Genomic DNA, 15,468 nt, shown 5'->3' with positions numbered 1-15,468 from the left:
TATTAACGCAATATTCTGTCGTGCAAAGTGCGAATCACATTCTCGCCTTCATTGTCTGCGACAAGAAAGCATAAGTTATGTTCGCTGGCTCCCTGACATATTAGCCTCACCGCATAATCATTAACGGTGTTAAAAGTCAGCTGACTAATGTGTGCATCTCGCCCAATACCGTTACCAATAATAGCAACAAGAGATAGACCTGTTTCCACTTCAACCCGACAAAATTGCTCCAGTTCTTCCAGGGCTGCTGCCGGTAATAAAGCCTGCCCATTCGCTGCACTGCCGCCTTCATCCAGAGTTAACGCAATGCTAACTTCTGAGGTGGTAACCAAATCAACACTCACGTTATACCGAGCCAGTATTTCAAAAAGCCTTGCGAGGAAGCCGCTTGCATGCAACATATTCAGGCTATGAACAGTCACTAAAGTCTGGTCACGGCGCAGCGCAATAGCGCGAACATCGGGCCGGCTTGTCGGACTGGCAGAAATATAGGTCCCACCAGAAAGCGCATCCTGACTGTTACCGATAAATACGCGAATGTCGTTTTTTATTGCCGGAGCCAGGCTTGATGGGTGCAATATTTTTGCCCCAAAGGTGGCCAGCTCCGCTGCTTCAGAAAAGCTCATTTCCGCTATAGCACGTGCACTGGGGCAGATTCGGGGATCGGTAGTATAAATGCCCGCAACATCGGTCCAAATTTGTAAATCCGTTGCATTAAAGCCTGCCGCTAAAAGCGCCGCACTGTAGTCACTTCCACCGCGGCCCAGAGTCGTTGTCTGGTTATTTTCATCAGAACCAATAAATCCCTGAGTTACCCGCACACATCCGGACTCAAGCTTTTGTTTCTGCTCCAGACAATGAGATTTTGTAGTCACTTCATCTGGCTGAGCACGACCAAAATCACTGTTGGTTTTAAGTAGCTGCCGGGCATCAAGAGTACTGGAACACAGCCCCTGCTCAACAAGTAATGAGGAAAATAGCAGACTGGAGCATCGTTCACCGAAGCTCAGCAACTCATCTCGCCATGAAGCTTGGTCTTCTGTAATTTTTTGGCAATGAAGCGCGAGTTTATGGTGCAGTTGCTCTAATGATTTTTGCACCTGGCTGGCATTTTTGAGCCTTTTCTGAATAGCGAAATGAATCTCGTATATCTCATTTAATAGCTTTTCTATCTGCCTTCCCTGCAGGTCTGCTATCGCGACTAATCGATTAGTCACCCCCGCACAGGCACTAACAACTACCAGACGGATAGATGAATTACTTTGAATAATTTCAGCACAACGGAGCATTGAAGCGTAATCAGCGACACTTGTACCTCCGAACTTTGCAACGGTAAAAGTCACAGTTTTCTCCCGAACAAGACAACAAAAGTGTTCGGAGAACTTAGGCTTTGCAGAAAAAAAATAACAGTAGCTGGATTTAGCCACTAAAGGGGATGCAAACACCAGAAGCTCTCCACCTTAAAGGTGACAGTTGCGGGTGTTCAAACCCTGCAACCGGCAACATTGCGCCAAAATGACAATATTACCTCGGCGTCACATCCCCTCTCTTTCGACTTAACTCTGGCTTTGGCGGCCTAAGCTCAAAAGTCCCTGATGTACGCACCTCTTCTCGGCCTGAATTAGACCACGCCCAATAAAGCGTGGTCAATTCATTTGCGATTTAAGACTGTTTTAACGTGTCCATATCAATAACGAAACGGTATTTAACATCACCTTTTTTCATCCGCACAAAGGCTTCATTAATATTCTGGATATCAAGCATTTCCACGTCACAGTGAATGTTGTGCTCCGCACAAAAATCCAGCATTTCCTGAGTTTCAGGAATACCGCCAATTAAAGATCCTGCCAACACCCGGCGTTTCATGACCAGAGCTCCTGCTTGCAACGCTGGGTCTACAGGTTCCAGTAAACCGACCAGAATATGAGTGCCATCAACTTTAAGACAGTTAATATAAGGGTTTAAATCATGTTGCACCGGTACGGTATCCAACAAGAAATCAAAAGTCTCAGCGGCCGCTTCCATTTGCTCATCGTCGGTTGAGATGATGACATTGTCTGCGCCCTGCCGTTTTGCTTCAGCAACTTTGCTTTCCGAACGGGTGAAGATAGTGACTTCGGCACCCATGGCTTTGGCGAACTTGACGCCCATGTGACCCAGGCCACCCATGCCAATAACGCCCACTTTATGCCCTTCTTTTACACCAAAGTGACGCAGTGGAGAGTAAGTGGTAATGCCCGCACACAATAACGGTGCCGCTTTTGCCGGATCGAGTTTTTCCGGCACTCGCACAACAAAACGGTCACTGACCACTATTTTTTCTGAGTAGCCGCCGTAAGTTACGCTTTTATCATGTAGATCTTCACCGTTGTAGGTTGGAACCATTCCATTCAGACAGTACTGCTCCAGCCCCTGCTCACATGAAGAGCACTCGCGACAAGAGTCAACCATGCAACCAACCCCAACCGAGTCTCCTACTTTAAACCCCTTCACGTTGTCACCGACAGCCGTGACTTTGCCGATAATCTCGTGCCCCGGCACAACCGGGTAAATGGTTCCACCCCAGTCGTTCTCTGCATAATGAATATCGGTATGGCATACGCCACAGTAAGTGATATCAATAGCAACATCGTCGCTACGCAACTCACGACGTTCTATTGGGTGAGGCGCTAACTCAGAAGTTTCCGATTGTGCGGCATAGGCTTTGGTCATTTGTTGCTCCTTTCATTTGATTTATCACACTAATGTACTCATCAATTCATTTTTTAGATTGTAGTCCTTTTGAGTTATTGCAACCCAGTCAGGGACAACATACCATTCAAAAATGCTGTTCAATAATTGAAGACCTATGAAGTATCAATTTTCCTTACTGCTGGTTACCCTGTTTCTGTCTCTGAAGGTATCAGTGGCGGCAGCTTTTGTTGATGAAAATAGTGCAGAAAATGAAATACGTCCACTGAGCGACTATTTGATTCGACACTGGGAAACCCGCGATGGTTTGCCTCACAACTCTATCAACGAAATTATTCAAGATGATAAAGGCTATTTATGGTTTGCTACCTGGCAGGGGCCGACCCGCTTTAACGGCCGTCGTTTTGACATCTATGATAATTTACGCGAGACCGGATTACCCGATATAGGTATGTACACCTTAGCCTATAGCCCTTGCGATGGCAGCGTTTATGTTGCCGGTAACCGCGGCGGTATTGCCCGTTTTTATGATGGCCACTGGCAAACGCTTCAGTCAGCTCCTCCTTTTGTCAACGATTTAGCCATTGATAGAAACTGTAATCTCTGGGTCTCCACCTCAACGCTTGGCATACTTGTTTATAAAAATAATGAACGTATTGCTCAGTTCACCACCGAACATGGTTTAGATTCTATGTTCATTTTTGACTCTTTTGTTGATTCCGATGGAAACCTATGGGCCGCAACGAATAAAGGTTTGCAGGTTAAAAAGGCGGGTAAATCGAGGTTTATCGATATAACAACGATTCCAGAGGACGTTATCATCACTTTATTCGAGCTAAACGATAACCGTTTACTCGTCGGTACAGAGAAAGGCCTTTATAAACAGGTTAATGATACCGAGTTTGAACCTTTTAAACCTGAAATTGACAGCAGAATAAGCACTATTTTCCAGACTGCCGACGACCAAATTTGGTTAGGAACCTATCAGGATGGACTGCTAAGAATAAATCAATCGGGTATCGAAAGACTTAGCACTAAACAGGGCTTACCTAATAACCACGTACTCGACATTATTCAAGACAAAGAAGGCAGCTTTTGGGTAGCAACACACGGCGGTCTAGTGCAGTTCAGAGACTCCTTATTTGCCTCTTATACGACTAAAAATGGCCTTACAGGAGACTACGTCAGAGCAATAGCTGAAAATAAGGATGGCGCAATTATTGTAGGCTCCAGTGTTGGAGTATCTGTTATTGATGAATTCGATATCTCTCCGCTGGCTGCAGACACCCTATTAAGCAATTTGTCCGTATTGTCTCTGGCTTATGACGATGAGCAAAAACTCTACATTGGCAGTTACACCGACGGTCTTTATATCTGGGATGGGGAAAACATTACCAGACATTTCACTAGTGATGGCTTGCTCCAATCAAATGAAGTGCGGCAAATTGCAGTCGATGAGCAACTCGGAATTTTTCTAGCCACACCAAATGGCGTCACCCATTTGTATCAAAATACGCAAAGCACTTGGGTATCGCAGCATATCCCTTTAGAAGATGTACTGTCTAATGACTTTGTCATGGCACTGTATTTGGATAAGAACGAAAAACTTTGGGTCAGCTCCGGCGCCGGTGTCGCTCAAATAGAAATTGTCGCCAAAGAAGAGGGTTTTAATTATCAAATAACCCCCATTGACTTAACTCACCTTAATAATGCGCAACTCGCTTTTCATATTACGGAACGGGGCGACTACCTCTGGCTTGCAACCGACCGTGGACTTATTGTTCACAATATCAATAAGAATAGTTGGCAAATTTTTAATCGTGACACAGGGCTTCCTTTCGATAATTTTATGTCCGTTGCTTTTGACGGCGATGGGAACCTTTGGCTTGGTTCAAGCCGGGGGCCTATCATGGTGGAACACGACTCATTTACAGAGGTTTTAAACGGGCAAGCAGACACGCTCGACTTTCAGCGCTATACCGAAGTTGATGGTCTTGAAAGTGCTCAAATTAATACGGGCGGCCCTTCAATTCTCGAAAGTTCCGATGGACGCATCTGGCTGGCGACAAGCAAAGGTATTTCGGTCGTCGATCCAAATACCATCACCGAAATTGGTAACCTCCCTCCGGAAGTCAATATTGAATCGGTAAAAGCAGACAATGAACCGGTCATTTTTGGCGAAGAGTTGAGCGCAGATACTGATCGTATTGTATTTGAGTTTGTTGCTCCCGGTTACCTTATGGCTGAACACATTGATTATCAGGTACGCTTAGAAGGTTTTGACGAAGACTGGGTCGATAAAAACTCATTCAATTCAGTTGAATACACGACTTTGCCGGCCAAAGACTATGTTTTTCAGGTAAGGGCAAGATACCCCGGAGGCCAGTGGAGTCAGCCCGACTATTTTTCATTTCGGCAGTCCGCTCATTTTTGGATGCAACCCTGGTTCTGGATTATTGCCTCTTTAATCACTGCCCTGCTGGTTCTGGTTGTCGTTCGAGCGCGCCTTAATCAATACAACAGAACCCGTTTGCAACTCGAACAAATGGTCAAAGAGAAAACCGCCGACCTGGAAACCATGGCTCGACAAGATCCCTTAACTAACCTGGGGAACCGCCGAGCCTTTGATGAGCGGTTGCAGCATGAACTTAATCGTTGTCGCCGCGACGGAACCTATTTAAGCCTGGTTATTATTGATGTCGATTATTTTAAAGAGGTTAATGACCGCTATTTGCATACTATCGGTGATAAAGTGCTTATTCGTCTGGCCGAAATTTTAAATGATGAAATACGCGACATAGACTACGTTGCCCGCTGGGGTGGCGAAGAATTTGCGGTTCTCATTACCAACTCTGAACTGGAAATTGCCAGAGAAGCCAGTGAGAGAATGCGCGAACGCATTGCTACAACCCTCTTTGATGACTTGGTTGAAGATATGAAGATTACCGTTAGTATTGGCGTAGCCAGCAGCTACGACTATGCTGACCATTCAAGTTTACTAGTTGCTGCAGATAAAGCTCTGTACCAGGCCAAGAGTGAAGGCCGCAACCGTGTGGAGTCAAAACCATGAGTGAAGAAGTAGAGAAAATTCAGGTTAAGGCGTTTTTAGATAACGACAGCGAAACTTTCAGCTATGTAGTTTACGATTCAGAAAGTAAAGACGCCATTGTTATTGATCCAGTACTCGACTTTGACTATGCCTCCGGGAAAACCTATACCGAAGGTGCTAACCGTATTATCGAGTTTGTAAAAAACAATAAGCTTAATGTTGCTTGGTTATTAGAAACTCACGCTCATGCTGATCACTTAAGCTCGGCGCCTTATTTAAAAGAACATCTTCAGGCACCTATTGCTATTGGTGAACACATTACAGAAGTACAGAAAACGTTTAAGCAGGTTTATAACCTGGATAAAGAGTTTCTCCCTAACGGCGAGCATTTTGACAAACTTCTGCAAGACGGTGAAACCTTTCACCTTGGGTCAATGACAATTCGGGTGATACATACACCGGGACACACACCCGCAGATATCGCCTACGTAATTAATGAAAACAAAGTGTTTGTCGGCGACACACTTTTTAACCCCGATGTTGGCACTGCCCGATGTGATTTTCCGGGTGGCAGTGCTAATACCCTCTATCGTTCTATTCAGAAATTATTTGAACTGGAAGACACCACCGAAGTGTATATTTGCCACGACTACCCGCCGGAAGAACGTCAGCATCAATGTAAAACGTCGATAGCGGATCAAAAGCAAAATAACATTCATGTCGGCGGCAAAGCCACTGAAGAACAGTTTGTGAAATGGCGTGAAGAACGTGACGCGACGCTAAATATGCCCCGACTCATTATCCCGTCAATTCAGGTAAACATTCGCGCCGGACAGCTTCCACCGGCAGAAGATAACGGCACTGTTTATCTGAAGGTTCCACTGAATCGCTTATAATGAGTTGAAGATCTACAACAAATGATCAACCGGCAACCTGGCGGTTAACCAAACCGCCAACCGTCGCCAAATACCGGCTCCCGGCTCTTTGTAGAGCCGTAACGCCGGTATTTTACTTTTATCCAGCCAATACAGTTTATAAAAACGGTTGAGTCGAGCCTCATACGATCGCAGCGGTAGTTCGTGCTCAAACATCGCGTTAATTCTCTCCGCCATCTCCGCTGACTCAATTAAAAGCCCCGACTCTGTGTTAATTTGCGCAGAACGCGGGTCAAAATTAAATGATCCAACAAAGACTTTCTCACTGTCCACTGTCACGGTTTTAGCATGCAGGCTAGACGCCGAGCGTCTGAAATAAGGACGCACATCTTTACGTAAAGGCTTTTCCTCGGTTCGTTTCAGCTCAAACAGTTTTACACCTGACAACAACAGCCTTCGTCGGTGTCGCTGGTAGCCCGCATGTACGGCCGGGACATCTGTCACTGCCAGTGAATTAGTCAGCACGCGAACTTTTACTCCCTGCTCCGACAAATTCTCCAGCTCTTTAACACCTGTAGGCGTCGGCACAAAATAAGGAGAAACCAAAACAATAGATTGCTTTGCCAAGCCAAGAGTTTGCGTTAACTGCTGCGTCACCAACCGGCTCGGCTTACTATCAGGCAGAGCCTTTAAAGGATCATCACTGACAACCGTTGCGGTTGCCTGATACCAGGTTTCAGCGTCGCTCTGGGGAGTGTCTGTCAAGTGTTCGTCAGAAAGAACAAACTGGTGTAAATCTCGAAGTTCCGGTTGTTTTTGATAACCTTTCCAAATATCGTTAAACAATCTCGGTTTATCCGACGAGCTTATTGCGTTAACCGCAACCGATAAAGTGCAGTTCCAGTATTGCCGCCAGTCATCAAGTAACGTCTTAACGATTTTGCCTTTCGCTATTACATCAAGATCGGAAAACAGTTGTCCGGCATGTGTACCAAAATACTCATTACCAACATTTCGCCCACCGACAATCCCCACTTCCGCATCGACCAGCATCGATTTATTATGCATTCGTCGATTCATGCGCTTAAAGTCGGTTAACCAGTTTAGCCAGCGCCAGCGTCTGTGCTTAAAAGGATTAAAAAGCCTAATATTGAAATTAGCGCGGGAGGATAAATCTCGCAATAAAGGTTCTAAAGGTTTGCTGTGCAAATCATCCAGCAGAAGGTCGACCCGCACGCCACGCTCGACGGCATCCAGTAATTCCTTAAGCAGGGTAAGGCCACTGCTGTCGGGGCGCCACAAATAGTATTGTAACGCAATATGATGCCTGGCCTGACGTATTAACCTCACCCGTTCAATCAACGCCCGGTGAGCATTTTCCAGCAATTGAAACTGATTGTCCGGGCACGCGGGCAGTAAAGGTGTCATCGCAATCCACTCATCGCCCTTTCAAGCCCTTCGAGAGTCAATGGGTACATTCTTCCATCCACTAAGTCATGTATCATTCTAACCGACATATAATAACGCCAATGTTTTTCTGGCTGCGGGTTAAGCCAGGCCACTTTGTCAAAGTGACGGGTTAAACGGTTCATCCAGGCTTCGCCGGGCTCTTCATTCCAGTGTTCTACACTGCCCCCCGGATACGCTATCTCGTACGGCCCCATAGTAGCATCGCCGACAAACAACAGCTTATAGTCCTCGCCGTAAGTCTGGATTAACTGTTTAGTCGGAATTTGCTCCTCGCGCCGGCGTGAATTCTCCCGCCACACGCCTTCATATACGCAGTTATGAAAGTAAAACAACTCCAGATGCTTGAACTCGTTTTTTAACGCGGTGAACAATTGCTCGCACTGGTAAACATAGTCGTCCATTGAACCGCCAACGTCTAACAGTAGAATAATTTTAACCGCATTATGACGCTCGGACTGCCACTTCAAATCAAGTAGACCACCTTTTTTTGAAGTGGCTTCAATGGTGCTGTTTAAATCAAGTTCAGTCGCGGCACCGGTGCGGGCGAACTGACGTAGCTTTCTGAGCGCCACCTGAAAACCGCGCTGCTCAAGCCGGGCATTGTCATCCAGATCACGGAATTCGCGCTTGTCCCATACTTTCGCCGCACTGCGATTACGGTTACCGTCCTGCCCAATGCGGATACCACCGGGGTGATAACCATACGCTCCAAAAGGCGAAGTTCCACCTGTGCCTATCCACTTCGAGCCCCCCTGATGACGCTTTTGCTGTTCTTTTAAGCGCTCCTGAAAAGTTTTCATGAGCTCATCCAGACTGCCCAACTGCTGAACTTTGCTTTTTTCTTCATCGCTCAAGTTGCGCTTCAAAGCATTCTCTAACCAGTCATGCGGAATTTTCTCAGTCACATCAACTTTAGCAACTTTATCCACATATTCGCTGAAGGCACGGTCGAACTTGTCATACTGGGACTCATCTTTTACCAGAATAAGCCGCGATAAATAATAAAATTGCTCGACATCGGCAAACGCTAAGTTGGCTTTCATGGCACTAAGTAAATCCAGCCATTCGGTAATACTGGTTTTTAGCCCATGCCGTCGCAGGGTTTGAAAAAAATCTATAAACATAATGCGAAAACTAGCGCCGTTGAATGCGAGCGTATTCAGCTAAGCGCTCCACATCTTGTTCGTGCTTGAGTAAAGCACCTGATAAAGGCAGCAAACCGCCCTGTTCACGGCTTTTACGCAATTCATTGGCATCAATATCTTCGACCAATAACAAGCGTAACCAGTCCAGTAACTCCGATGTCGATGGTTTTTTCTTCAGCCCGGGCACATCTCTCAACTCAAAAAACAACGCTAGCGCGGTATCCAGTAAATCACGATGTAAATCAGGGAAGTGTACATCGACAATGGCTTTTAATGTGTCGCTGTCAGGAAACTGAATGTAGTGGAAAAAGCAGCGGCGTAAAAACGCATCGGGCAAGGCTTTTTCATTGTTCGAGGTAATCAGCACAATGGGACGCTGCTCGGCTTTAATCTGCTCACCGGTTTCATAAACGTGAAACGCCATTTGATCCAGCTCGTGCAATAAGTCATTCGGAAACTCAACATCCGCTTTATCAATTTCATCAATGAGCAGAACAGGACGTTTTTCCGCGGTAAACGCCTGCCACAATTTACCGGGCCGAATGTAATTACTAATATCGTGTACTTTTTCACTGCCCAGCTGACTATCACGTAAACGAGAGACTGCATCGTACTCATACAAACCCTGCTGCGCTTTCGTAGTGGATTTAATTGACCATTGCAGCAACTCGGTATCTAAAGCATTTGCCAGTTCCTCGGCAAGACGAGTTTTACCCGTGCCCGGCTCACCTTTTAGTAATAAAGGTTTCTCCAGTGTTACGGCGGCGTTAACGGCTGTCGCCAGTTCTTGCGACACGACATACTGAGAGCTACTGCTAAAATCCATTCCATATCCCTTACATTAAGCTTAAAACTGAGCCTATGGTACAACAGACACTCTGGCGGTGCTAATCAGTGGGCTTTCTGGATAACAGCATATCAAAACGCTCAAGCACTCTGGCTATATCGGCTTTGACAAAAGGTTTTGTCACGTAATCGTCCATGCCGGAACGCAACGCCTGAGTGCGTGTCTCAGGGTAAGCGTCCGCGGTAAGCGCAATCACATAAGGTTGGTGAATGTGCATATCCCGCAGCGCCCTAGTTGCCTCCATACCATCCATATGCGGCATATGAAGATCCATAAAGAGTACGTCGTAGTCTCTGGCCTGCATCATTTTTAATGCATTATGGGCATCACTTACCAAATCAACATATTGGTTAAGAGACAGCAGCATTTCTTTTATTATCAATTGGTTGATTTTATTATCATCAACGACCAGAACCTGTTTTTTCGATAGCTTAGGCAGAACATTTTGCTCCGGTTGGTGTACGCTTTCAGACTGAACGCTCATTGGTATGCAAAGCGTGAAGCAGGAACCCTGTTCAGGTTCGCTATCCACCTGAATAGTACCGCTTAATAACTGCACCAGGTTACGTACTATGGCAAGCCCCAGTCCGCTGCCGCCTTCCGGACGGTTTAACCCATCCTGCTCTTGCTCAAAAAGTTGCCAAATACGCTGAGTATCATAAATACCAACTCCGGTATCCTGTACTTTTACGATAAGGTCGCCTTCGCTTTGTTTTTCGCTATCAACTTCCCAGTTTGCTTTAATCGCTATAGAGCCTCGCTCGGTAAACTTTAAAGCGTTACTGACTAAATTACTGATCACCTGGGCAATACGAGCCCGATCCATTAATGTTCGCTCCGGGATATCAGCATCAATATCGATAATAAATTCCAGACCTTTATCTTTTACAGGCTGTTCAAACAGCTGAATAACATGGCCCAACACTTTTGCCGGCGAGTGAACACCTCTTTTGACTTTTAGCTGCCCTTCTTCGGCCTGGGTTAAATCGAGCACATCATTCAACGTTGTCAGCAGATAGTCGCCGCTGTTCTTTATTGTACCCAGTAATTGCTGCTGATATGGATTGAGGTCTGTTGACTCCAACACAGAGGCGATACCCAGTATACCGTGTAGAGGGGTTCGGATTTCGTGTGACATATTCGCCAGAAACACATTTTTTGCATGAGCGGCTTTTAACGCATTCAACTCGGCTTTTTTCTGTTCTGTGACATCGGTAACCGTTCCGGTGTAGCGAATGGCCCGGCCTTGGTTGTCCCGCTCTATAATCTTTCCTCTGTCCAGTACATAAACCCAATGACCGTCACGATGCCTTATGCGATGAAGGCTTTCATAGAAAGGAGTCACTCCGTCCAGGTGATTCTTAATCGCCTGCCATACGTCGTCGTAATCTTCAGGGTGCAAACGACTAGACCAGCTTTCTACATTCGTTTCCAACTCGCAGACGTCCCAGCCAAACATACTAGCCCAGCGTTGGTTAAAAATGGTAACGCCGGTTTGCGGGTTCCATTCCCAGGTACCTAAACGGGTCGCATCTAAAATAAGCTGTAATCGATTGCGCTCCATCTCGAGCGCAATTTGCAACTGTTTACGTTCAGTCACATCAATCAAGTAACCATAAAGATGGTTCTTACCATCTTCGTATCGTAATAGTACCGTTGTATCAGATACCCATACATCGTGTCCTTTAGCATGCTTTACCCGATAATCCTGATGAGTCAATGAAGATCCGGATTCCTTGCTAAGAAGTGAATTGACCTCCTTCATGACACGGGGCAAATCGTCCTGATTAATGAGATCCCGGTACTGAATTTCATGGCTTTCTAAGCGCGTTTTTTTATAGCCTAAAAGGTCTTGTATGTTGTCTGAAACAAAACGTACTGGCCACCCCGGAGCATCCTCCCAAATAAACAGACTTAAATGACTTCCCACATTCAGCAGAGCTGCGAGGTTTTCATTGGAAATACGTGTTGGCATTTATTCGGACTCACTTTAAAGGCTTTCTTGCAACCAGTTTGCCGCAGTAGCAACTTGGTGTACACTGGCAAAAACAATAACATAAAAACAACGACATCCGGATGACCCAGGCAAACGTCAATGAATGGCAAACAGCTCTACTGACACAAGTTGATCAACTCATAGAGTTGGCGCAAACCCGTTTGCCTGGTCGACAGAAGCCAACTATCCGGGGGCCTGAATACTGGCAACGTTTTGCAAAACATCATTATGTGCGAGCCGCAGACTTACTTAAAACCGGGCAAGGGTTTGAAGCCGCCAAGCACTTTCGGCGCGCCGCGTTATTTGGCCACAGCAAGGCCATGTTGTATTTAGGACAAATGTTTTTGCAAGGCAAGGATTTACCAGAAAGTATATTTCACGCTTGTTGCTGGCTAACGCTAGCGGATCGCGCCGGTGAAAGCGAAGCGGCTAAAATCATTGATGGTTTTCTACACCAGCTTACGGCAAGGCAATTAAACAGCGCCCGTCAGCTTGCCGCCGAGCGCTTTGAACAAATTTGTGATGCCAGTTTCGATGTTCATGGTTTGTAGTTTAAGGTAACCACAGCTTTGTTTTTTCTCTTATTTTTCCTGTAGCAACCCAATCCTGAAGCTGATCCGCCATACGTTTTCCTGCATCCACCGCTTTTTCCCAGTAATCAATACGAGTCGCAGCGTCCAGCTTGGCGAAGTCAGTGCGATCAGGAATTTTCCCGTAAGGCAGTGATTGAATAAAGTCTTCCGACGGCGTAATAAATACCACGCCTGGCCATTTCTTACCGGTAGTTCTGCGCCAACTCAAACGCTTGTCAAACCAGCCCGGAATCGCTTCTTTATGAAAGTGAGGGTAAAGCACCAAGCCATTCACGTCAGAGAAGTCCAGGTCAAAGTGATAGTCGGTAACACCGCCATCACGATAAATGCCTTTAGGTGCTCCGGGAATATCAACCACGCCATCCAGTACTAAAGGAATTGAACCAGTCGCCAGTAACGCCTGCTGAAAGTTATTTTGAGTTAATTCAACATGATGTGTCGGTAAGTCGTTCCAGCCTTTTGCAAAGCTTAAGTCGGACTGTGGATGATGAAAGATAACGCGCTCATAAAACCGGCCCAGCCAGCGACGGTTCATACTGTTAGCAAAAGCCGAACTTAACAATCCCAGCATCTGCTTTTTCGTTTCAGCTGCTGTCCAGCCCCGGCAACGTGCAACAATAAAATGATGTCGAACCGCCGACTGTCCCAGTATTTCTGTTACCGCCTGATCAGGAACGTACTTGGCCAGCAAGGCTTTAGCTTCACTGGTAATTTCATTCCGGTCGGGTTTCGCGCTGTAAGTCTGGGTTCTGTATAAACGACAAAATAAATCACTGGCGGCAACAGGGTCTTGCTGCCCCAATGCTGCGAAACGCCAGGCACCTGCGGAAGTCCCCAGGGTATTCAGCGGCGCTTTCTTGTCTTTAAAGAATTCACCGAACATCCATTTATCAAGCCCCTGAAGCACAAACCACTTCGGCCCGCCTGAAGCACCTAGCAGCAAACCGATATCATCGGCTTTCAGTCCCTGCTCCTGAATATGTTGATAAGCCGACGAGCCTGCTTTTATGTTAATCCAATCCGTCATACAACTTCCCTGTTTTACAGTTGCCGTTTTCTTTCTGCGAGAAAACCTAAGAAAAACAATATTCCAATGGTACTGACTGCCAGCAAGTGCAAAGGAATAAGGCTTAACCAGCCGGCTAAAACTGGCGTAAACCAGACGGTCAGCCAACCGTAACCAAATGCACAAACCACGATGAAGACCAAAGTCCTGAATACAAAATGCCAGTGCGCCACTTGCCTTTGCACCATGCGGTTCACTTCTGCGCCATAAATCACCAATAGTGTGGCAATGATAGCCATAGCCAGTTCATAAAAATGTGGGCGGATCATCATGCCCAAATTATTCAACACATTCTGCACGCTAGTACCCCTCTGAAAAGCATCGTCCGAGTATACGAATTTTCTGTCGTTTTCGCATCCCAAGTTTACGCTTTGCTGTGTTATCCTAAGCTCATAAAGAAGCTTATTTACAGGACATTCCATGAAAATCATTTCATTCAATATCAATGGTATACGAGCGCGACTGCATCAGTTACAGGCAGTAATTGATAAACATCAGCCCGATGTTATCGGTCTGCAGGAAACCAAAGTGCACGACGACCAGTTTCCGCTAAAAGACGTGGAAGCCATGGGTTATCACGTTATTTACCACGGCCAGAAAGGTCATTACGGCGTGGCCATGCTCAGTAAAAAGCCACTGGAAAACCCGCAGTTTGGCTTCCCTACTGACGATGATGAAGCACAGCGCCGCATGATAATGGGTGATTATCCACTGGCAGATGGTGGCCATGTACGTATTCTAAATGGCTACTTCCCGCAGGGCGAAAGTCGTGACCACCCTACGAAATTTCCAGCTAAAGAAAAGTTTTATCAGGACTTAATGAGCTATCTGGATAACGATCTTTCGCCGGAACAGCCAGTGATTGTTATGGGCGATGTAAATATATCCCGTATCGATTTAGATATTGGTATTGGCGAAAACAACGCCAAACGCTGGCTTAAAACCGGGAAATGCAGCTTCCTTCCGGAAGAACGGGAATGGATACAAAGATTAATGGACTGGGGTTTTACTGACACTTATCGTCAGCTAAACCCGGATGTGGATAACCAGTTCAGCTGGTTTGATTACCGCTCACGTGGCTTTGATGACAACAGAGGTTTACGCATCGACCTTATCCTTGCCACTAAAGCTCTCGCCAAGCAATGCGAAGACAGCGGTATAGACTATGAGCTCAGAGGCATAGAAAAACCTTCGGATCATGCCCCCGTCTGGTCTACATTTAAAGACTGATAGTCATTTTGCCGTCGGTTGGCCTTAGTGCTCTTCCGGCGGCAATGTTTCCAGTGCTTTACGCAAAATAATCGCCAAATCCATGTATTCAGGGCCTTTCTCACCCTGTGGCTGACACTCAACGCCCTGCTTTCTCAGCTTATCTCTCAGCTCTTTATACCAGTTCCGTAACATTGGCTTTAAAGGTTGTCTGGAACGCCAGCCGAGCCAGTACAAACCCTGCAAGGGTAAGCTCAACATAATAAGTGACAACATCAGCCCCGGGGCTAACTGCTCCTGCGGCATAAACTGCCAGGTCAGCGCAGCATTGAGTACTGCTATTCCCGGAGTCCAGCTAATGGCTTTGCGAGTTATAGGGATAATTCGCGACTCTGCCATAGCGGCAACAACTGAATGATGAGGCCATTTATCGGCATACCTCTTTCCATCTCTTAAAACCGCAAAAAATGAACGACTCATGGTGACCTCTTAGACAAACCTGCTGTAATTATAATCGATTACTGAGC

The 15,468-nt window shown here is 46.2% G+C and carries 13 protein-coding genes and 1 riboswitch; of the genes, 4 read left to right on the top strand and 9 right to left on the bottom strand.

Annotated features, from left to right (window positions below):
• Nucleotides 1-2: 2 nt before the first annotated feature.
• Together lysC and ACP7H9_RS00940 are read right to left on the bottom strand one after the other, a co-directional pair.
• Entirely contained in the window at nt 3-1,343 is a 1,341-nt protein-coding gene (gene lysC / locus ACP7H9_RS00945) for a lysine-sensitive aspartokinase 3 (RefSeq protein ID WP_439222069.1), read from the bottom strand.
• Between the two features lie 97 nt (nt 1,344-1,440).
• Nucleotides 1,441-1,618: riboswitch (Lysine riboswitch) on the bottom strand.
• A 44-nt stretch (nt 1,619-1,662) separates the two neighbouring features.
• Complete coding sequence (locus tag ACP7H9_RS00940; protein WP_011234686.1) at nt 1,663-2,712, bottom strand: NAD(P)-dependent alcohol dehydrogenase; 1,050 nt, start codon at nt 2,710-2,712, stop codon at nt 1,663-1,665.
• Nucleotides 2,713-2,848: 136 nt separating this feature from the next.
• Here ACP7H9_RS00940 and ACP7H9_RS00935 point away from each other — a divergent pair, with 136 nt between their 5' ends.
• Complete coding sequence (locus tag ACP7H9_RS00935) at nt 2,849-5,761, top strand: ligand-binding sensor domain-containing protein (protein WP_439222068.1); 2,913 nt, start codon at nt 2,849-2,851, stop codon at nt 5,759-5,761.
• Nucleotides 5,758-6,636, top strand: a complete 879-nt coding sequence (locus ACP7H9_RS00930; protein WP_286823437.1) for an MBL fold metallo-hydrolase — start codon at nt 5,758-5,760, stop codon at nt 6,634-6,636. The genes ACP7H9_RS00935 and ACP7H9_RS00930 overlap by 4 nt, the downstream gene beginning before the upstream one ends.
• Nucleotides 6,637-6,648: 12 nt before the next feature.
• Here ACP7H9_RS00930 and ACP7H9_RS00925 read toward each other — a convergent pair whose 3' ends face one another.
• The 4 genes from ACP7H9_RS00925 to ACP7H9_RS00910 form a co-directional block, all read right to left on the bottom strand.
• Nucleotides 6,649-8,043, bottom strand: a complete 1,395-nt coding sequence (locus ACP7H9_RS00925) for a phospholipase D family protein (protein WP_011234690.1) — start codon at nt 8,041-8,043, stop codon at nt 6,649-6,651.
• Entirely contained in the window at nt 8,040-9,209 is a 1,170-nt protein-coding gene (locus ACP7H9_RS00920) for a vWA domain-containing protein (RefSeq protein WP_286823440.1), read from the bottom strand. Before ACP7H9_RS00920 ends, ACP7H9_RS00925 begins: the two co-directional genes overlap by 4 nt.
• 10 nt (nt 9,210-9,219) lie before the next feature.
• On the bottom strand, nt 9,220-10,056 hold the full coding sequence (locus tag ACP7H9_RS00915; RefSeq protein WP_253620049.1) for an AAA family ATPase: 837 nt from the start codon (nt 10,054-10,056) through the stop codon (nt 9,220-9,222).
• A gap of 61 nt (nt 10,057-10,117) precedes the next feature.
• Nucleotides 10,118-12,052: a PAS domain-containing protein gene (locus ACP7H9_RS00910; RefSeq protein ID WP_439222067.1), complete on the bottom strand. Its 1,935-nt coding sequence runs from the start codon at nt 12,050-12,052 to the stop codon at nt 10,118-10,120.
• Nucleotides 12,053-12,153: 101 nt separating this feature from the next.
• On the opposite strand from ACP7H9_RS00910, the gene ACP7H9_RS00905 reads away from it, so the two are divergent.
• Nucleotides 12,154-12,624, top strand: a complete 471-nt coding sequence (locus ACP7H9_RS00905; RefSeq protein ID WP_011234694.1) for a hypothetical protein — start codon at nt 12,154-12,156, stop codon at nt 12,622-12,624.
• A 1-nt stretch (nt 12,625) separates the two neighbouring features.
• Here the strand turns inward: ACP7H9_RS00905 and ACP7H9_RS00900 are convergent, their stop codons facing one another.
• Both ACP7H9_RS00900 and ACP7H9_RS00895 read right to left on the bottom strand, forming a co-directional pair.
• A complete protein-coding gene (locus ACP7H9_RS00900; RefSeq protein WP_034821206.1) occupies nt 12,626-13,693 on the bottom strand; it encodes a hypothetical protein in 1,068 nt (355 codons plus the stop codon).
• A 14-nt stretch (nt 13,694-13,707) separates the two neighbouring features.
• Nucleotides 13,708-14,031 (bottom strand): DUF3392 domain-containing protein, encoded by a 324-nt coding sequence (locus ACP7H9_RS00895; protein WP_011234696.1) that lies wholly within the window; start codon nt 14,029-14,031, stop codon nt 13,708-13,710.
• A 121-nt stretch (nt 14,032-14,152) separates the two neighbouring features.
• On the opposite strand from ACP7H9_RS00895, the gene xthA reads away from it, so the two are divergent.
• Complete coding sequence (gene xthA / locus ACP7H9_RS00890; protein WP_011234697.1) at nt 14,153-14,962, top strand: exodeoxyribonuclease III; 810 nt, start codon at nt 14,153-14,155, stop codon at nt 14,960-14,962.
• A 24-nt stretch (nt 14,963-14,986) separates the two neighbouring features.
• Here xthA and yfbV read toward each other — a convergent pair whose 3' ends face one another.
• On the bottom strand, nt 14,987-15,421 hold the full coding sequence (yfbV, locus tag ACP7H9_RS00885; protein WP_011234698.1) for a terminus macrodomain insulation protein YfbV: 435 nt from the start codon (nt 15,419-15,421) through the stop codon (nt 14,987-14,989).
• Nucleotides 15,422-15,468 lie beyond the last annotated feature (47 nt).

The sequence above is a fragment of the Idiomarina sp. ST20R2A10 genome, assembly GCF_051842345.1.
Lineage (GTDB): Bacteria > Pseudomonadota > Gammaproteobacteria > Enterobacterales > Alteromonadaceae > Idiomarina > Idiomarina loihiensis.
Note: the sequence above shows the minus strand (reverse complement) of the source record. Positions and strands in the feature narration are given on the sequence as shown.